This window comes from Kitasatospora setae KM-6054 (assembly GCF_000269985.1).
GTDB classification, from domain to species: domain Bacteria; phylum Actinomycetota; class Actinomycetes; order Streptomycetales; family Streptomycetaceae; genus Kitasatospora; species Kitasatospora setae.
The window spans coordinates 5,872,797-5,890,648 of record NC_016109.1; the positions used below are offsets into that span (position 1 = coordinate 5,872,797).

The window sequence follows — 17,852 nt, forward strand, 5'->3', positions numbered from 1 at the left end:
TGATTCGTGTCCCCGTGTTCAGAGGAGTCCGTCGTGGCCCGCTCCACCGCCCGCGTCAGCACCGACCGCCCCGCCCGCTACGCCAAGCAGCTCGCCGCCCACATGGGCCGCAAGGTCCCCGCCGAGTGGTCGGAGGAGACCGGCCGCGGCTCGCTCGTCTTCGGCGCCGGCCGGGCCGAGCTCGCCGCCGAGGAGGGCGCGCTGCTGCTCTCCGTCGAGGGCGCCGAGGAGAGTCTGGACCAGCTGGAGGACGTGGTCGGCCGCCACCTCGTCCGCTTCGGCACCCGCGACGAGCTGGTCGTCGCCTGGCAGCGCGAGGGCGGGGCGGCCGGCACCGTCCAGCGCCTCACCGGCGAGGAGGGCTGACCGGCCCCGCGCCTCGCCGGTGAGGCGCGGGGCCGCGTCCGCTCAGCTCTGGCGCAGCGGCGGCATCGGCACCGGCACGGCGAAGGCCGTCGCCCCCGCGCCGACGCCGCCCGCGCAGCCGTTCGGCGGCGCGGTGGTGACGCCCCGCGTCGACGGCTTCTCGGCCGCCCAGAACATGAAGCCGAGCAGCCCCGCCGTGCTGCCCGCGCCGTTCGGCGCCGCGCTCCGGACCCAGCTCCCGGTGGCCTGCTGCACCGAGTTCGCGAAGTTCACGCACTCCGGGCGGACCTGCGAGCCCTCCGCGATGTACAGGCCGGCGGTGAACTTGGCCGGCGCCAGCGGCGGGATCGCCGGGCTGTACGTCGGCTTGCCGTCCAGGTGCTCCTGCCAGTTGGCGATCGCGGTCGAGGCGCTCGGCTGCTTGTTCGGCACCATCGCGTTGGCGTAGTCCAGCACCGGGTTCGCCGTGGTCAGCCAGTTCGCGGTGGCGTACTGGTCGATGCCGCTCAGCCAGCGGTCGCCGGCCGCCACGTCGATGGTCAGCCGGGCGGTCGGGTCCGCGCCCGAGGCGTCGTACGGGTGGGCGGCCCGGTAGGCGGTCACGAAAGCCTGCAAGCCGGTCAGGTTCGGGTTGCTGCTGTTCTCGTAGTCGATCTCGATGCCGACGCCCAGCCTGCCCGCCAGTGCCGCCGCCTTCTGGCCCAGCAGCGTGCCGTTCCGGGCCAGCGCGGTGTCCCAGTCGCCGGTGTACGTGATGCCGCCGATGGAGAGCATCACCCGGATGCCGTGCGCGGTGAAGTAGTCCACCACCTGCTGGTTCATCCCCACCGGCACCCCGGCGGCGTTCCCCGCGTCGGTGGTGCCGTCCAGCAGCCGCAGCGGGTTGACGAAGCTCAGCACCACCACGTTCACCGAGGGGCGGCCGTCGCCGCGGTCCACCAGCCAGTGGTTGGCGGTGTCGAAGGCCGCCAGGTCGCGGACCTTCGCCCAGGTGCAGGCGTCGTCGCTGCAGTGCCAGGCGCCGTACACCTGCATCGGGTCGGCGGCCGCAGTGGCCGTGGCGGTGGTGGCGGCGGCGGGCTGGGCGGTCAGCGGCAGCGACAGCAGCGCGGCCGCCACCGCCAAACGCGTCATGAGCATGACCATGGACCTGGCTGGGGAACGCACATCCGCCTCCCGGCGCTCGCGTGCTGATGGGTGGGGAACAGGGTGCGCGCGGGCCGGGAGGGCGTCAATGGTCCGGACCGAACTGCGAACTGACGCGACGTCAACTACCGGACGGGCTGCTCCCGGCGTCCCGGCCGCTCCCGGCGTCCCGGTCGGGCAGCAGGCGCGGCAGCAGCCGGTGCAGCCCGAGCAGCAGCAGGCCCGCCAGGCACCAGCTCGCCACCACGTCCAGCAGCCAGTGGAAGTCGCTCCACACCAGGCCCGCCCCCACGCCCAGGCAGAGCAGCGCGGCCGCCGCCCCCAGCCATCGCCCGGCCGCCGCCGGCAGCACCCGGGCCAGCAGCAGTGCCGCCGTCCCGTACGCGATCGACGCGGTCGCCGTGTGCCCCGACGGGTACCAGCCCCACTGGTCGGCGGCCAGCGGATCCCCGTACGGGCCCGGCCGGGCGAACCAGACCTTCGCCGGCACCACCAGCAGCGGCACCAGCACCGCGGCGGCCGCCGCCACCGGCACCGGCACCCACCAGCGCGGACGGCCGCCGCGCCGGGCCAGCCAGGCCGCCGGGCCCGCGCACGCCAGCAGCACCGGGACGGCGACCAGCCCGCCGCCCAGGTCGGACAGCGCCACGCCCAGGTGGTTCAGCAGCGGCGAACCGATCGCGTGCCGGGTCCGCCACACCCCGTCCCGCACCGCCGTGTCGAGTGCCAGCAGCGGCCCGTCCACCGCCACCTGCCAGGAGACGACGGCCAGCACCAGCGCCAGTGTCGTGAACAGGACAGCAAAAACCGGCCGCCCCGGAGCAGGGGGGAGAGCTCCGGGGCGGCCAAGGCGATCGCCGCGCCGTGCGGCCCGGGGGGTGTGGGCGGGACGGCCGGTCGATCGGTCAGGTGCGTCCGCCGGTGGGGCGGACGAAGCGGTGGGCAGTGCGCGCTGTTCTTCGCTGTCCATCTGTGATGACAGTACGTCAAAGCCGAGGCCCGCAGCGGCGGACCCGTCATCGTGCACAGCATCTTCACCACCGGCGGGAGGAACTCCACCCGGACGGCCGAAGGCCGGGCGCGCGGCGCCGAACGCGCGGGGGCCGGACGGGATCCGCTCCGTCCGGCCCCCGCGCCGCTCATGGGGATCGTCGCTGGTCAGCGCCGGGATGTCAGACGCCCGCGAAGGCCGACTCCAGGATGTCCAGGCCCTCGGCCAGCAGGTGCTCCGGGATCACCAGCGGCGGCAGGAAGCGCAGCACGTTGCCGTAGGTGCCGGCGGTCAGCACCACCAGGCCCTCGGCGTGGCAGGCCTTCGCGATCGCCGCGGTCGCCTCCGGGTTCGGCTCCTTGCCGCCCGGCTTCACCAGCTCGACCGCGATCATCGCGCCGCGGCCGCGGACCTCGCCGATCACGTCAAACTTCTCCTGCATGGCCCGCAGGCGGCCGAGCATGACCTCGCCGATCTGCCGGGCCTTGCCGTTCAGGTCCTCGGACTTCATGGTCTCGATCGCGCCCAGCGCGGCCGCGCAGGCCACCGGGTTGCCGCCGTAGGTGCCGCCCAGGCCGCCCGAGTGCGCGGCGTCCATGATCTCGGCCCGGCCGGTCACGGCCGCCAGCGGCAGACCGCCGGCGATGCCCTTCGCGGTGGTGATCAGGTCCGGGACGATGCCCTCGTCGTCGCACGCGAACCACTGGCCGGTGCGGCAGAAACCGGTCTGGATCTCGTCCGCCACGAACACGATCCCGTTCGCCTTCGCGAACTCCACGATCGCCGGCAGGAAGCCCTTGGCCGGCTCGATGAAGCCGCCCTCGCCCTGGATCGGCTCGATGATGATCGCCGCGACGTTCTCCGCGCCGATCTGCTTGGTGATGATCTCGATCGCCTGCGCGGCGGCCTCGGCGGCGCAGTTCTCCGCACCCGTCAGCCAGCGGTACGGGTACGCCACCGGCACGCGGTAGATCTCCGGCGCGAACGGGCCGAAGCCCTGCTTGTACGGCATGTTCTTCGCCGTCAGGCCCATGGTCAGGTTGGTGCGCCCGTGGTAGCCGTGGTCGAACACCACCACGGCGGTCCGCTTGGTGTAGGCGCGGGCGATCTTCACCGCGTTCTCCACCGCCTCGGCACCCGAGTTGAACAGCGCGGTGCGCTTGTCGTGGCCGCCCGGGGTCAGCTCGTTCAGCTGCTCCGCCACCGCCACGTAGCCCTCGTACGGGGTCACCATGAAACAGGTGTGCGTGAACGCGGCCAGCTGCTCGGTCGCCCGTGCCACCACGGCCGCGGCGCTGTTGCCCACGTTCGTCACGGCGATGCCCGAGCCGAAGTCGATCAGGCTGTTGCCGTCCACGTCCTCCAGCACGCCGCCGCCGGCCCGCGACACGTACACCGGCAGCGTGGTGCCCACGCCGGCCGGGACCGCGCCGAGCTTGCGAGACTGCAGCTCCTGCGACTTCGGGCCGGGGATCGCGGTGACCAGTCGGCGCTCCTGCGGGAGCGGCGTTGCAGCGCTCATCTGTCTTCTCCAAGTTCTTGACGCGGTAACCGCAGGCTACGACCGGCCGACCGGCCCGGGCATGCGCCACTCGGTAGTGCTCGGACGACCCACTTGTCCGACGCGGCCAGTGGCCGAAGATCGGCTGCGCGCCCGCGCACTCCACTACATTGGCCCCCGGGTGTGTCGGTGGGACGGCGATGCGGGTATGGCACCGCCGGCAACGTAGGAGGGGCCCGAAGTGGAACTGAACGACGCGAGAACCCAGCACACCCACCCCCATCTCCCACCCCCCCGCGCACCCTTCCACCTCCCCACCTGGGCCACCGCCCCGCGCCCCGAGGCCGCCCCCGGCATCTACCGGCAGCACCACACCCCGCACGACCCGAAGGCCGCCGAACAGGCCAGGACCCCGGCAGGGCCGCTGCTGCTGCGGGCGGCGCTCAACCTGCTGGTGGCGCTCGTCCTGTACCCGTACCTGGTCGAGGCCGAGGTGTTCCTGATCCAGGCCGTCGGCCTGGGGACTCAGCTCACCAGCGCGCTCGCCAACCCGATCGCCCTGCTGCTGGGGGTGATCGCCGCGGTCTTGGAGATCTGGGTCTTCGGCCGGATGGGCCGCTGGCGCGAGGTCGGCCGGCGGTTCCTGCTGCCGCTGGTCTCGCACACCGTCACCGACGTCGCCCCCGCCCCCGAGGAGGCCCCCGTCGTCGACGTGTGGGCCGAGCTGCGGCCGGCCGGGGACGCGGTGCGGCGGCTGGAGGGGGAGCAGGTCGGGGACGTGGACTACGTGCGGCTGCACCAGGCGTGGCGGACGGTGGGGGGCGATCCGGCGGCGTGGCGGGAGTTCGCCGGGCAGGTGGCGGCGCGGGGGGCGGCGGCCTGCGCGCACCCGTCCGAGCAGCGGGACCTGCCGGGCGGGCGGTCGGCGCGGCACGACCTGCTGGTGCGGCAGGTGCGGCTGGGGACGGCGCAGGACGTGCCGAAGAACCCGGTCGAGCACCGCAACGCCGGCTTCGCGCTGGACCCGCGGGTGCTCGGCACCTCGCTGCTGGCGGTCGGCCCGGCCGGCACCGGGAAGACCGCGGCGCTGGCCCGCCCGGTCGCCGAGGCGCTGTGCCTGCAGGCGCTGGCGGGCGCGGCCTGCGCGGTGGTGGTCGGTGCGGCCGACGCCGACCTCGGGCCGGACGACTGGTACGACGTGGTGATCGCCCCCGGCGACCCGGACGCCCCGTACGGCCTGGACCTGTACGGTGCGGCGCCGCACTCGGACGAGGCGGCGGCCCGGTTGGCCGACGCGCTGCTGCCGGACGAGCTGGCGCCGCGCGCGGAGAGCGCCCGGGCCGCGATGCAGCAGGTGGTCGGGCCGTACCGGGCGGCGTACGGGCGGTACCCGGGGGTGCGGGCGCTGCGGGCGCTGCTGGCGGGGGACGCGGAGGGCTGGGCGGAGCTCGGCGAGGCGTTGCAGAAGTCGGGGCGGCGGTCGGAGTTCGAGCCGGACCTGCAGCAGCGCGAGCGGATGCACGGCCGGGCCGACGACCCGGGCGCGCTGCTCGCCGACCGGCTGGCGCTGCTGGACCGGCCCGCGCTGGCGGCCGGGTTCTCCGGCGGGCCGGACGCCAAGCCGGCGTTCGCGATGCGCGCCCTGGAGCACCCGCTGCGGGTGCGGGTGAAGCTGCCCGAGCGCAGCCACCCGGAGGCCGCCCGGATCCTGTCGCGGCTGCTGCTGGGCCAGTTCACCCAGGCCGCCGCCGACCGCAAGGGCCGCGAGCTGTTCGCCGGGATGGTGCTGGACGACGCGACCGCCGCCGTCGACGCGCAGGCGGTCCGCGGCGTGCAGCGGCTGCGCGGGGCCAACGCGGGCGTGGTGCTGCTGCTGCGCACGCTCTCCGACCTGCCGGAGGGGCTGCGGGCGCCGCTGTTCGGCGCGGTCGGCAACCGGATGGCGTTCCCGGGCATCGCGCCCTGGGACGGCCGGCTGTTCTCCGAGGCCTGGGGCACCCACCTGGTGCGGGAGACCGCGGTGACGCACGTCCCGGACACCTCGGGCGGAACGGTTCGCCGGGCCGGGCGGCTGCTGCGCAAGGCGCTGTCCGGGACGACCGCGCAGACCGAGTCGGTCACCACCCGGGACGTCGAGCGGCACCGCTGGTCGCCGTCCGACCTGGCGCACGCGCTGCCGTCCGGGCACGCGGTGGTCTCGCTGACCTCGGTGACGGGGGAGCAGGTGCCGCCGCTGCTGGTCGACCTGCGGCACTGAGCGGGGGAGGGGCGAGGGGGCGGCGGCGGATCGACGCGGATCAGCGTTGGGTCACGGAAGTTACGGACCGGCGGATTTCGGCGCTCCGGCTTGTCCGGAGCGTCCATAATGGGGGGAGAACCCTCACTCGCCCGGCCGCAGCGTCGCGTCCGGGTCGAACCCCCGAAGGTGCCATGCCCCCCACTCTCGCCTCCGTCGTCCGCACCAGCGCGCTCCACCTGACGGTGCTGGCCGGCGCGGACCACCTGGAACGCCCCGTCCGCTGGGTGCACACCAGCGAGCTGGACGACCCCACCCCCTTCCTGGAGGGCGGCGAGCTGCTCCTCACCACCGGCATCAAGCTGGGCCGGGGGGCAGCCGAACTGCAGGCGTACGTGCACCGGCTGGCCGACGCGGGCGTGGTGGGCCTCGGGCTGGGCGTCGGGCTCTCGCACAGCGAGGTGCCGCAGGCGCTGGTGGAGGCCGCCGCGCAGCGCGGGCTGCCGCTGCTGCGGGTGCCCGAGGCGACGCCGTTCATCGCGATCTCCAAGACCGTCTCGGCCGCGCTGGCCGCCGAGCAGTACGAGGCCGTCACCACCAGCTTCGAGGCGCAGGAGGAGCTGACCCGGGCCGCGCTCGGCAAGGACGGCACCACCGCGATCGTCCGCAAGCTGGCCGTCCGGCTGGGCGGCTGGGCCGCGCTGTACGACGGCTCCGGCGCGCTGTCCGCGGTCGCCCCCGACTGGGCCGCCCGCCGGGCCGGCCGGCTGGCCGCCGAGGTCGACCGGCTGCGCCGCCGCCCCGCGCCGTCCAGCGCCGCGCTGCAGGGCCGGGCCGGGACGATCGACACCGCCGACGAGGACTACGTGGTGGTCCAGTCGCTGGGCGCCGACCGGCGCCCGCGCGGCTTCCTGGCGGTCGGCACCGAGGACCGGATCACCCCGACCGAGCGGTACGTGCTGAACGCCGCCGTCGCGCTGCTCACCCTCACCCTGGAGCGCTCCCGCGAGCTGCGGCAGGCCGAGGAGCGGATGGGCGCGGCGCTGCTGCGGATGGTGCTGGCCGGCGAGGTCGGCACCGCCCGGCAGGTCGCGGCCGGGCTGTTCGGCGGCCTGCCCGAGGGCACCGTCCGGGTGCTGGTGGCCGCCGCCGGGCCGGGACCGGAGGCCGCCGAGGCGCTGGGCGAGCTGGCCGACCGGGCGGAGAACGCCGGCGGCAAGGTCGGCGAGAAGCTGCTGGTGGCCCGCGAGGACGGCGCGCACGGGCCGCGGCTGACCGTGCTCGCGCTGGACAACGGCTCGGTGCACCGGGCCTGCCTGGGCGCCGTCGAGGAGCACGAGGGCCTGGCGCTGGGCGTCTCCGCCCCCACCGCGCTGGAGGAGGCCGGCACCGCGCAGGCCCAGGCCGAGCGGGCCCTGGCGGTCGCCCAGCGCGGCGGTCGGCGCACCGTCGACCACGAGGAGGTCGGGGCCGGCTCGCTGCTGCCGCTGCTCGGCGAGGAGGCGGTGACCGCCTTCGCCGAGGGCCTGCTGCGCCCGCTGCGCGAGCACGACCGGACCGCCCGCGGCGACCTGGTCGCCTCGCTGCGCGCCTGGCTCTCCCGGCACGGCCAGTGGGACGCCGCCGCGGCCGACCTGGGCGTGCACCGGCACACGCTGCGCTACCGGATGCGGCGGGTCGAGGAGCTGCTGGGGCGCTCGCTGGACGACACCGACGTCCGGATGGAGCTGTGGCTGGCGCTGCGGTCCGGCGAGGAGTAGGCGCCCTGTCGTCCGCTGCGTACTAATCGGACCCCCGGTTTCGTCCCGTCCGTCCAATCGGAAACCCCGGCGCCGCGCCCTACCGTGAAGGCGACAAGTCTTCGAGGGAAGGGGCCGGTGCGACCGTGACCACCACTCATGAGTTCTGGCTGGCCGGGCGCCGGGCGAGCGGCGAGACGGCGTTCGAGGTGCGCCACCCGCACGACGGCAGCCTGGTGGCGGAGGTCAGCGTGCCGACCGACGCGCAGGTGGAGGAGGCCGTGGCGGCCGCCGCCGCCGCGGTGCCGGTGTTCGCCGCGACCGCGGCGCACCAGCGGGCGGCCGCGCTGGACCACGTCGCCAGGCGGCTGGCCGAGCGCACCGAGGAGATCGCCCGGCTGATCACCGCCGAGAACGGCAAGCCGATCAAGTGGGCGCGCGGCGAGGTCGGCCGGGCCGTGTCGGTGTTCCGCTGGGCGGCCGAGGAGGCCCGCCGGACCAACGGCGAGACCATGCGGCTGGACACCGACCCGGGCGGCACCGGCCGGTACGCGATCGTGCGGCGCTTCCCGCGCGGCGCGGTGCTCGGCATCGCCCCGTTCAACTTCCCGCTGAACCTGGTGGCGCACAAGGTCGCCCCGGCGATCGCGGTGGGCGCGCCGATCATCCTCAAGCCGGCCCCGGCCACCCCGCTGTCCGCCCTGGTGCTGGGCGAGATCCTGGCCGAGACCGAGCTGCCGGCCGGCTCCTGGAGCGTGCTGCCGGTCGAGAACGCCAAGATGCCCGCGCTGGTCCAGGACAAGCGCCTGCCGGTGATCTCGTTCACCGGTTCGGACAAGGTCGGCTACCAGATCATGGACTCGGTGCCGCGCAAGCACGTCACCCTGGAGCTCGGCGGCAACGCCGCGGCCGTGGTGCTGGCCGACTGGAGCTCCGAGGCCGACCTCGACTGGGCGGCGGGCCGGATCGCGCTGTTCGCCAACTACCAGGGCGGCCAGTCCTGCATCTCGGTGCAGCGGGTGATCGCCGACGCGAGCGTCTACGACCGCCTGGTGGAGAAGGTCGTCGAGAAGGTGCGGGCGCAGGTCACCGGCGACCCGTCGGACGAGGCCACCGACGTCGGCCCGCTGGTGGACGAGAACGCCGCCAAGCGCGTCGAGTCCTGGGTCGAGGACGCGGTCGCCAAGGGCGCCAAGGTGCTCACCGGCGGCAGCCGGGACGGCGCCGCGTACGCCCCGACCGTGCTCGCCGAGCTGCCCGCGGACGCCATCCTGGCCACCGCCGAGGTGTTCGGCCCGGTGCTGTCGCTGCACAAGGTGGAGGGCGCCGAGGAGGCGTTCGCCGCGGTCAACGACTCGGCGTTCGGCCTGCAGGCGGGCGTCTTCACGCACGACGTGCAGACCGCGTTCCGGGCCCACCGCGAGCTGGAGGTCGGCGGCGTGGTGATCGGCGACGCGCCGTCCTACCGGGCCGACCAGATGCCGTACGGCGGCGTGAAGGACTCCGGCGTGGGCCGCGAGGGCGTCCGCTACGCGATGGACGACTTCACCTTCGAGAAGGTGCTGGTCCTGACCGGCCTGGACCTCTGAGGACGCCCGGCCGGACCCCCGGACGCCCCGCCCGCCCGCTGCCCCCAGCGGCCGGCGGGGCGTCCGCCGTGCGGGCCGCCGCGGGCGCCGCGGCGTCCGGAGCGGGGCCCGGGGCAGGACACAATGGGGGCATGAACTCGCTCGCCCATCCGCAGTCGCGCTTCACTCCGGTCGTCCGGGACCAGGACGGCCCCCGGGAGCTGGTCATCCTGGGCTCGACCGGCTCGATCGGCACCCAGGCCATCGACGTGGTGCTCCGCAACCCCGACCGGTTCCGGGTGGTCGCGCTGTCCGCGGCCGGCGGCCGGGTGGAGCTGCTCGCCGAGCAGGCGCTCGCGCTGGGCGTGCGCACCGTCGCGGTGGCCGACCCGGCCGCCGAGGGGCCGCTGCGCGCCGCGCTGGCCGCGCGGGCCGGCGGCGCCCCGCTGCCCGAGGTGCTGGCCGGCCCGGACGCGGCGACCGAGCTGGCGGCGACCGAGTGCCACTCGGTGCTGAACGGCATCACCGGCTCGATCGGCCTGGCGCCGACGCTGGCCGCGCTGCGGGCCGGCCGGGTGCTGGTGCTGGCCAACAAGGAGTCGCTGATCGTCGGCGGCCCGCTGGTCAAGGCGGTGGCCCGGCCGGGCCAGATCGTGCCGGTGGACTCCGAGCACGCCGCGCTGTTCCAGGCGCTGGCCGGCGGCACCCGGGCCGAGGTCCGCAAGCTGGTGGTGACCGCCAGCGGCGGCCCGTTCCGCACCCGGAGCCGCGGGCAGCTGGCCGGGGTCACCCCGGCGGAGGCGCTGGCGCACCCGACCTGGGCGATGGGCCCGGTGGTGACGATCAACTCGGCGACCCTGGTGAACAAGGGCCTGGAGGTGATCGAGGCGCACCTGCTCTACGACGTGCCCTTCGACCGGATCGAGGTCGTCGTCCACCCGCAGTCGATCGTCCATTCGATGGTGGAGTTCACGGACGGCTCAACGCTCGCCCAGGCCAGCCCGCCGGACATGCGGATGCCGATCGCGCTCGGCCTCGGCTGGCCCGACCGGGTCCCGGACGCCGCACCCGGCTGCGACTGGACCAAGGCCGCGACCTGGGAGTTCTTCCCGCTGGACGACGAGGCCTTCCCCGCCGTCGAGCTCGCCCGGGAGGTGGGTACGCTCGGCGGGACGGCCCCCGCGGTCTTCAACGCCGCGAACGAGGAATGTGTGGACGCTTTCCTGAAGGGCGCACTGCCCTTCACCGGAATCGTGGACACTGTGGCGAAGGTGGTCGCCGAACACGGCACCCCGGCGGCGGGAACCTCGCTCACCGTGGAGGACGTACTCCACGCGGAGCACTGGGCCCGCGCCCGGGCCCGGGAACTGGCGGCAGGTTAGGTACGACGGAGGCGACGCGGTGGACAAGCTGATGTGGGTGCTGGGCGTCCTGATCTTCGTGGTCGGGCTGCTCTTCTCGATCGCCTGGCACGAGCTCGGCCACCTCTCCACCGCCAAGCTGTTCGGCATCCGGGTGCCGCAGTACATGGTCGGCTTCGGCCGGACGATCTGGTCGACCAAGCGCGGCGAGACCGAGTACGGCCTCAAGGCGATCCCGTTCGGCGGCTACATCCGGATGATCGGCATGTTCCCGCCCGGCGCGGACGGCCGGATAAAGCAGCGCTCCTCCTCGCCCTGGCGGAGCATGATCGAGGACGCCCGGGCCGCCTCCTACGAGGAGCTGCGGCCCGGCGACGAGGACCGGCTGTTCTACACCCGCAAGCCGTGGAAGCGCGTCATCGTGATGTTCGCCGGGCCGGGCATGAACCTGGTGCTGGCGGTCGGGATGTTCCTCGCCCTGTTCATGGGCATCGGCGTCCCCCGGTCCACGCTGACCGTCAACGAGGTCAACGAGTGCGTCGTCCCGGTCGGCCAGCAGACCGACAGCTGCCCGGCCGGGGCCGCCCGGACCCCGGCCAACGAGGCCGGGCTGCGGGCCGGCGACACCATCCTGGCCTTCGACGGGGTCCGGGTCCACGACTACCCCCAGCTGCAGGGCCTGATCCGGGACTCGGCCGGCAAGCACGTGGCGATCGAGGTCCGGCACCGGGACGGCACCCCCGGCACGCTGGCCGCCGACATCAAGACCAACACCCTCGCCGCGCTGGACAAGGACGGCGTCCCGATCAAGGACAAGACCGTCACCGCCGGCTTCCTCGGCATCAGCCCCGCCACCGGCGTCCACCACATGACGGTCGCCGAGAGCTTCGACGAGATGGGCCGGATGGCGAGCCACGGCGTGCAGTCGCTGGCCCAGCTGCCCGGCAAGGTGCCCGGCCTGTGGCACGCCGTGGTCGACGGCGCCCCGCGCGCGCAGGACTCCCCGGTCGGCATGGTCGGCGCGGCCCGGCTCGGCGGCGACGTGTTCGCGATGGACCTGCCGGCCACCCAGCAGCTGTCGTTCTTCGTCCAGATGCTCGCCTACATGAACTTCATGCTGTTCCTGTTCAACATGCTGCCGCTGCTGCCCCTCGACGGCGGCCACATCGCCGGCGCGCTCTGGGAGTCGGTGCGCCGCACCGCCGCCCGGGTGCTGCGCCGGCCCGACCCCGGCCCGTTCGACGTGGCCCGGCTGATGCCGCTGGCCTACGTGGTCGCCGGGATCTTCGTCTGCTTCACCGGCCTCGTGATGGCCGCCGACATCGTCAACCCGGTCCGGATCAACTAGCCGCGCCGCCCCGCGGCCGGGTGTGCTCCGTCACCCGGCCGTGCCGTACCGTTGGACGCCGGGCGCCCCCGCCACGCGGCGCGCGCCGGCATCACCGACCTCTCCAGAGGAAACACCGCACACATGACCGCGATCTCGCTCGGTATCCCCGCCCTGCCGCTCAAGCCGCTGGCCCAGCGCCGCCACTCGCGTCAGATCATGGTCGGCAACGTGCCGGTCGGCGGCGACGCGCCCGTCTCGGTGCAGTCGATGACCACCACGCTCACCTCCGACATCAACGCGACGCTGCAGCAGATCGCCCAGCTGACCGCTTCGGGCTGCCAGATCGTCCGGGTCGCCGTCCCCTCCCAGGACGACGCCGACGCGCTGCCGATCATCGCGAAGAAGTCGCAGATCCCGGTGATCGCCGACATCCACTTCCAGCCGAAGTACGTGTTCGCCGCGATCGACGCCGGCTGCGCCGCCGTCCGGGTCAACCCCGGCAACATCAAGGCGTTCGACGACAAGGTCGGCGAGATCGCCAAGGCCGCCAAGGCCGCCGGCGTGCCGATCCGGATCGGCGTCAACGCCGGCTCGCTCGACAAGCGGCTGCTGGAGAAGTACGGCCGGGCCACCCCGGAGGCGCTGGTGGAGTCCGCGCTGTGGGAGTGCTCGCTGTTCGAGGAGCACGACTTCCGCGACATCAAGATCTCGGTCAAGCACAACGACCCGGTCGTGATGATCAACGCCTACCGGCAGCTCGCCGCCGCCTGCGACTACCCGCTGCACCTCGGCGTCACCGAGGCCGGCCCCGCCTTCCAGGGCACCATCAAGTCCGCGGTGGCGTTCGGCGCGCTGCTCGCCGAGGGCATCGGCGACACCATCCGGGTCTCGCTGTCCGCCCCGCCGGCCGAGGAGATCAAGGTCGGCATCCAGATCCTGGAGTCGCTGAACCTGCGCCAGCGCGGCCTGGAGATCGTCTCCTGCCCGTCCTGCGGCCGCGCCCAGGTCGACGTCTACAAGCTCGCCGAGGAGGTCACCGCCGGCCTGGAGGGCATGGAGGTGCCGCTCCGGGTCGCCGTCATGGGCTGCGTCGTCAACGGCCCCGGCGAGGCCCGCGAGGCCGACCTCGGCGTCGCCTCCGGCAACGGCAAGGGCCAGATCTTCGTCAAGGGCGAGGTGATCAAGACCGTGCCCGAGTCGAAGATCGTCGAGACCCTGATCGAGGAGGCCATGAAGCTGGCCGAGCAGATGCTGGAGGAGGGCGTCGCCTCCGGCGCCCCCGTCGTCGTGGCCGCCGAGTGACGGTCTGAAAACCCCAGGCGGGACCGCCCCGGGCGGGGCGGTCCCGCCTCGTCCGAGAGGTACCCCCGTGCTCGACCGAGGTGTCATGCTGCCCGGCCCGTTCCAGGTCGCCCGGGCGCTCGCCGCGACCCGCGTGCTGGAGGCCCCCGACCTCGACGACGCGCTGGAGATCCTGCACCGCGACCCGGTCGCCAACGCCTTCGTCGCCACCCGGGTCGAGGCCGTCGGCCTCGACCCCTGGCGGCTCGGCGGCGAGATGTGGGGCTGGCACGACGCCGACGGCCGGCTCGACGCGCTCTGCTACGCCGGCGCCAACCTCGTCCCGGTCAACGCCGGGCCGGAGGCCGTCCGGGCCTTCGCCGAGCGGGCCCGCCGGCAGGGCCGCCGCTGCTCCTCCATCGTCGGCCCCGCCGAGGCCACCGCGACCCTCTGGGCGCTGCTGGAGCGCTCCTGGGGCCCGGCCCGGGACGTCCGCGCCCACCAGCCGCTGATGGCCACCTCCACGCCCGTCACCGAGGTCGAGCCCGACCCGCTGGTCCGCCGGGTCGGCCGGGCCGAGATCGAGGCGCTGATGCCCGCCTGCGTCGCCATGTTCACCGAGGAGGTCGGCATCTCCCCGCTGGCCGGCGACGGCGGACTGCTCTACCAGGCCCGGGTCGCCGAACTGGTCGCCGGCGGACGGTCGTTCGCCCGCTTCGACCCGGACGGCAAGGTCGTCTTCAAGGCCGAGATCGGCGCCGTCACGGCCGGCGCCTGCCAGATCCAGGGCGTCTGGGTCGCCCCCGAGCACCGCGGCCGGGGCCTGTCCGAGACCGGCATGGCCGCCGTCGTCAACACCGCCCTCGCCGAGGTCGCCCCGGTCGTCTCGCTCTACGTCAACGACTTCAACGTCCGCGCCCGCGCCGCCTACCGCCGGGTCGGCTTCCGCGAGGTCGGCGCGTTCATGAGCGTGCTGTTCTGACGTCCGGTCAGGGCGCGGACGGGTCGCGCAGCGGCAGCCGCGCGCCCATCACCGCGTACGGGCGCTCGGTGTTCGGGAAGCGCACCGCCGACGCCAGGTCCTGGTAGCCGAGCGAGCGGTAGAGCCGGCGGGCCGGGGTCTCCGCGTCGATCGCCGACAGGATCGACCGGTCCAGGCCGGAGCGCTCGCACAGCGAGCGGATCAGCCGGCTGCCCACGCCCCGGCCCTGGAACTCCGGCAGCACGTGCAGCTCGGTCACCGCGAACACCCCGTCCAGCCAGTGCTCGTGGCCGCGCGCCGCCAGGTACGGCTCGATCACCGTCGACCACCAGTGGTCCCGCCGGTTCGGCATCCCGTACCCGAAGCCGACCAGCCGCCCCCGCGCCATCGCGCCCAGCGCCAGCACCCCCGGCTGCAGGGCGTGCCGCCCCACGATCGGCAGCCGCACCGCGACCTCGTGCGGCCCGAGGCCGAAGGCGACCGCCTGGACCTCCAGCGCGGCGGGCGCCCACGCCGCAAGGTCGATGGCCTCGATCGTCACCCCGGTGAGCTGCTCCATGAAGCGGGACGTTACTACCTGCCGTCCCGGGCGGCCGATCGCCCCGGCCTCACAGCCAGGAGGCGAACTCCAGCCGGAGCTCGGCCCGCCCGGCGTCCCCCGCCGCGAACGCGCCCAGCGCGGCGTCCACCGCCCGCAGCAGCGTCCAGGCCCGGACCCGCTCGGCGGGCAGCTCCACCGCCTCCGCGAGCCGCGCCAGCCGGCGCCGGGCCGCCCCGCGCGGACCCGGCGAGGCCGCCAGCGTGTCGAGCCGGTCCAGCACCAGCCGGGCCAGGTCGTACGCCCGGTCGCCGACCAGCGGGCGCGGCGCCACCGCCAGCCACGGCGAGCGGTCCGCCGCCAGCGCCCGGCCGTGCTGGAAGTCCCCGTGCAGCAGCCAGTCGCCGCCGTCCCCGGCCAGCGCGAGGGCCTCCAGCGCCTCGTCCACCAGCGGGGCGGCGTCGGCCGCGGCGGGCAGCGACCGGCGTTCGGCCAGCCGGGACGCGGTGGCGGCGGCCCGGTCGGCCAGCGACTCGAACGGGTGCCCGGGCGGGGCCGGCACCCACAGCCGGCGCAGCAGGCTGGTCGCCTCCAGCATCGCCTTCGCCTCGGCCAGCGACCGCAGCGGGATCTCCCCGTGCAGGCGCTCCAGCAGCAGCGCGCCGCCGGCCGCGTCCGGGCCGGCCCCTTCGTCGCTGCCGTCCAGCAGCAGCACCGCGCCCCGGCCCGCCCACACCCGCAGCGCGGCGGCCTCGGCGGCGCCGGCGGACGGGCGGGTCAGCTTCAGGGCGACCGGCGCCAGGTCGTCCGCCCGGTGCGCGAACACCACCAGGCTGCCCCGGCCGCCCGGTTCGGCCAGCCGCTCCGCCACCAGGCCCCGGTCGGCCAGCCGCGCCGGGAGGGCCCGCGGCAGGCCCGCGAGCCACGCCAGATCGGCGGGGGAGCCGGTCGCGCGGACCGACTCGGTGAGGCGGGCGGGGACGCTGAACCGCGCGGGTTGTGCCGACATGCCGTCATTATCGGGCAGCCGGGGGCCGCGGCAGGGCGGTGGCGGGGCGGTGGCGGCGGGTTCCGCTACTGGTCGGCCAGGCCCGGGAGGGCGGGGAGGTCGGCGCCCCAGTGGGCGGCGCGCAGGGTGGAGTCGCGCAGGGCGGTCGCGGCGGCGGCGCGGTAGGCGGGGGCGGCGGCCAGGTCGGCGTAGGCGGCGGTGAGCTGGGTCTCCAGGTAGGCGGCCAGCTGGGTGGCGGTGGGGGCGTCCTTGACCTGGAAGGGGAGGCGGTAGCCGGCGGCCGCGGCGGTGGGGGAGGCGCCGGTGCCGCTGAGGACGCGCTGCCAGGTGTCGCGGCGGGCCTGGTGCGCGGCGTACGTGGTGCGGGCGTCCTCGCGCTGCGGGCCGGTCGGGAGGAACGCGCCGACGACGCCGTAGCCGTAGACGGCCGCGTGCTCGGCGGCGAGGGCGTTCTGCAGGGCGGCGGTGTCGGCGGCCGGGACGGCCGAGGGGGAGGCCGAGGGGGAGGCGGTGGGGCTCTGCGTGACGTTGAGGGTGAGGGCGGTGTCGCCGAGGGCGGCCGCGTGGGCGCTGTCGGAGGCGGCGATCGAGGCCAGCGTCCGGGCCAGCTCAGGGGAGGCCGCGTCGAGGTCGGCCAGCCGGGCCGCGGCGGTGCGCTGTTCGGCGGCGGCCAGCGCGGCGACGGTCGCGGCCCCGGCGGGCGCCGCGGTGGACGCGGGCGCGGAGGCGGACGCGGACGGCAGCGGGCCGGCCAGTGCCTCGCGGTGCCGGGCGACGTCGTCGCGCAGGTCGCCGAGCCGCTGGGCTTCGGCGGGGGCGGCGGCCAGCGCGGCGTCGTAGTCGGCGAGCAGGGCGTCGGTGGCGGCGAGCTGGCGCAGCCGCAGCGGGCGGTCGGCGTCGGCCGCGGCGGCACTGGCGCCGGGCTTCGCCGGGGGTTCGCCGGTGCAGCCGCCGAGCAGCAGGACCCCGGTGAGCGCTCCGAGGGCCAGGGCGGTCCGCCGTGTGGGCGCGGGCATCGGGGGCTCCTGCTGGTCGCGGTGGGGGCGCGGTGCGCCTCGTCGGGAGAATCTTTACCTGAGCCGCACAGCATCCGTACGGATTTTCGGACGGTATACGACTCCTGTGAGGTTCCTCGCAGGGGGTGCCGGGGAGATGGGTCGGAATCGGCGGTTCGGGGGTTGACCCGATAGGCTTCGCGGTGAGTTAGCACCTTCGACAACAGCAGACGCGGCCGAGGAGTCACCCGGATGAGCACCACCCCCACCGACCGGCTGCGCGCGTTGTTGGAGCCGCTGGCAGCCGACGCCGGGCTCGACCTCGAAGAGGTCAAGGTGACCCAGGCCGGCAGCCGCCGCCAGGTGCAGATCGACGTGGACGCCGACGGCGGCGTCGACCTCGACGCCGTCGCCGAGTTCTCCCGCCTGGTCAGCCGGGCGCTGGACGACTCCGCGCTGATGGGCGAGACCCCGTACGTGCTGGAGGTCGGTTCCCCGGGTGCCGAGCGCCCGCTGAGCGAGCCGCGGCACTGGCGCCGGGCGGTCGGCCGGCTGGCGGCGGTCAAGCTGGTGGACGGCGCGGAGCTGACCGCGCGGGTGCTGGAGAGCGACGAGGACGGCGCGCTGGTCGAGGTGCAGCCGGTCAAGGGGCGCGGCCGCCCCAAGGAGCGCCGACTGGAGTTCGCGGAGGTCGCGCGGGCCCGGGTGCAGGTCGAGTTCAACCGCAAGGACGAGGAGACGCTCGACGCCGCCGAGGACATCGCGGACGTCGACGCGGACGTGGACGAAGAGGAAGAGGAGGCGTAGTC

Annotated in this window: 15 protein-coding genes; 9 read left to right on the forward strand and 6 right to left on the reverse strand. The window is 75.1% G+C overall.

Annotated elements, in window-relative coordinates; genetic code table 11:
• Window positions 1-33 precede the first annotated feature (33 nt).
• On the forward strand, window positions 34-366 hold the full coding sequence (locus tag KSE_RS26140; RefSeq protein WP_014138363.1) for a DUF2218 domain-containing protein: 333 nt from the start codon (window positions 34-36) through the stop codon (window positions 364-366).
• Window positions 367-408: 42 nt separating this feature from the next.
• Here the strand turns inward: KSE_RS26140 and KSE_RS26145 are convergent, their stop codons facing one another.
• From KSE_RS26145 to gabT, 3 genes are all read right to left on the reverse strand, one after another.
• Window positions 409-1,500 (reverse strand): glycoside hydrolase family 18 protein, encoded by a 1,092-nt coding sequence (locus KSE_RS26145; protein WP_106438029.1) that lies wholly within the window; start codon window positions 1,498-1,500, stop codon window positions 409-411.
• 133 nt (window positions 1,501-1,633) lie between these two features.
• Window positions 1,634-2,287, reverse strand: coding sequence for a phosphatase PAP2 family protein (locus tag KSE_RS26150; protein WP_014138365.1), 654 nt, complete (start codon window positions 2,285-2,287; stop codon window positions 1,634-1,636).
• A gap of 397 nt (window positions 2,288-2,684) precedes the next feature.
• Window positions 2,685-4,025 (reverse strand): 4-aminobutyrate--2-oxoglutarate transaminase, encoded by a 1,341-nt coding sequence (gene gabT / locus KSE_RS26155; RefSeq protein WP_014138366.1) that lies wholly within the window; start codon window positions 4,023-4,025, stop codon window positions 2,685-2,687.
• A 220-nt stretch (window positions 4,026-4,245) separates the two neighbouring features.
• Between gabT and KSE_RS26160 the strand changes: the two genes are divergently transcribed.
• From KSE_RS26160 to KSE_RS26190, 7 genes are all read left to right on the forward strand, one after another.
• Entirely contained in the window at window positions 4,246-6,261 is a 2,016-nt protein-coding gene (locus tag KSE_RS26160; protein WP_014138367.1) for a hypothetical protein, read from the forward strand.
• Window positions 6,262-6,434: 173 nt separating this feature from the next.
• Complete coding sequence (locus KSE_RS26165) at window positions 6,435-8,000, forward strand: PucR family transcriptional regulator (protein WP_014138368.1); 1,566 nt, start codon at window positions 6,435-6,437, stop codon at window positions 7,998-8,000.
• 125 nt (window positions 8,001-8,125) lie between these two features.
• Window positions 8,126-9,568: an aldehyde dehydrogenase family protein gene (locus KSE_RS26170; RefSeq protein WP_014138369.1), complete on the forward strand. Its 1,443-nt coding sequence runs from the start codon at window positions 8,126-8,128 to the stop codon at window positions 9,566-9,568.
• A gap of 131 nt (window positions 9,569-9,699) precedes the next feature.
• The gene (gene dxr / locus KSE_RS26175; RefSeq protein WP_014138370.1) at window positions 9,700-10,929 is read left to right on the forward strand and encodes a 1-deoxy-D-xylulose-5-phosphate reductoisomerase; all 1,230 of its coding nucleotides are present in this window, start codon (window positions 9,700-9,702) and stop codon (window positions 10,927-10,929) included.
• 19 nt (window positions 10,930-10,948) lie between these two features.
• The gene (locus KSE_RS26180; RefSeq protein ID WP_014138371.1) at window positions 10,949-12,256 is read left to right on the forward strand and encodes a M50 family metallopeptidase; all 1,308 of its coding nucleotides are present in this window, start codon (window positions 10,949-10,951) and stop codon (window positions 12,254-12,256) included.
• A 123-nt stretch (window positions 12,257-12,379) separates the two neighbouring features.
• Window positions 12,380-13,540 (forward strand): flavodoxin-dependent (E)-4-hydroxy-3-methylbut-2-enyl-diphosphate synthase, encoded by a 1,161-nt coding sequence (gene ispG, locus KSE_RS26185; protein ID WP_014138372.1) that lies wholly within the window; start codon window positions 12,380-12,382, stop codon window positions 13,538-13,540.
• Between the two features lie 85 nt (window positions 13,541-13,625).
• Window positions 13,626-14,501, forward strand: a complete 876-nt coding sequence (locus tag KSE_RS26190) for a GNAT family N-acetyltransferase (protein WP_014138373.1) — start codon at window positions 13,626-13,628, stop codon at window positions 14,499-14,501.
• A gap of 7 nt (window positions 14,502-14,508) precedes the next feature.
• Here KSE_RS26190 and KSE_RS26195 read toward each other — a convergent pair whose 3' ends face one another.
• The 3 genes from KSE_RS26195 to KSE_RS44985 all read right to left on the reverse strand — a co-directional run bounded on the left by KSE_RS26195 (window position 14,509) and on the right by KSE_RS44985 (window position 17,064).
• On the reverse strand, window positions 14,509-15,060 hold the full coding sequence (locus KSE_RS26195) for a GNAT family N-acetyltransferase (protein ID WP_014138374.1): 552 nt from the start codon (window positions 15,058-15,060) through the stop codon (window positions 14,509-14,511).
• Between the two features lie 49 nt (window positions 15,061-15,109).
• A complete protein-coding gene (locus tag KSE_RS26200) occupies window positions 15,110-16,048 on the reverse strand; it encodes an aminoglycoside phosphotransferase family protein (protein WP_014138375.1) in 939 nt (312 codons plus the stop codon).
• A gap of 65 nt (window positions 16,049-16,113) precedes the next feature.
• Complete coding sequence (locus tag KSE_RS44985) at window positions 16,114-17,064, reverse strand: ferritin-like domain-containing protein (protein ID WP_014138376.1); 951 nt, start codon at window positions 17,062-17,064, stop codon at window positions 16,114-16,116.
• Between the two features lie 231 nt (window positions 17,065-17,295).
• Between KSE_RS44985 and rimP the strand changes: the two genes are divergently transcribed.
• Window positions 17,296-17,850, forward strand: a complete 555-nt coding sequence (gene rimP / locus KSE_RS26210) for a ribosome maturation factor RimP (RefSeq protein ID WP_014138377.1) — start codon at window positions 17,296-17,298, stop codon at window positions 17,848-17,850.
• Window positions 17,851-17,852 lie beyond the last annotated feature (2 nt).

Excerpts from the sequence above, each read along its gene's own strand:
- KSE_RS26145 (WP_106438029.1), bottom strand. The coding sequence starts at position 1,500 with ATGACGCGTTTGGCGGTGGCGGCCGCGCTGCTGTCGCTGCCGCTGACC.
- gabT (WP_014138366.1), bottom strand. The coding sequence starts at position 4,025 with ATGAGCGCTGCAACGCCGCTCCCGCAGGAGCGCCGACTGGTCACCGCG.
- KSE_RS26165 (WP_014138368.1), top strand. The coding sequence starts at position 6,435 with ATGCCCCCCACTCTCGCCTCCGTCGTCCGCACCAGCGCGCTCCACCTG.
- dxr (WP_014138370.1), top strand. The coding sequence starts at position 9,700 with ATGAACTCGCTCGCCCATCCGCAGTCGCGCTTCACTCCGGTCGTCCGG.
- ispG (WP_014138372.1), top strand. The coding sequence starts at position 12,380 with ATGACCGCGATCTCGCTCGGTATCCCCGCCCTGCCGCTCAAGCCGCTG.
- KSE_RS26190 (WP_014138373.1), top strand. The coding sequence starts at position 13,626 with ATGCTGCCCGGCCCGTTCCAGGTCGCCCGGGCGCTCGCCGCGACCCGC.
- KSE_RS26195 (WP_014138374.1), bottom strand. The coding sequence starts at position 15,060 with ATGGAGCAGCTCACCGGGGTGACGATCGAGGCCATCGACCTTGCGGCG.
- KSE_RS26200 (WP_014138375.1), bottom strand. The coding sequence starts at position 16,048 with ATGTCGGCACAACCCGCGCGGTTCAGCGTCCCCGCCCGCCTCACCGAG.
- KSE_RS44985 (WP_014138376.1), bottom strand. The coding sequence starts at position 17,064 with ATGCCCGCGCCCACACGGCGGACCGCCCTGGCCCTCGGAGCGCTCACC.
- rimP (WP_014138377.1), top strand. The coding sequence starts at position 17,296 with ATGAGCACCACCCCCACCGACCGGCTGCGCGCGTTGTTGGAGCCGCTG.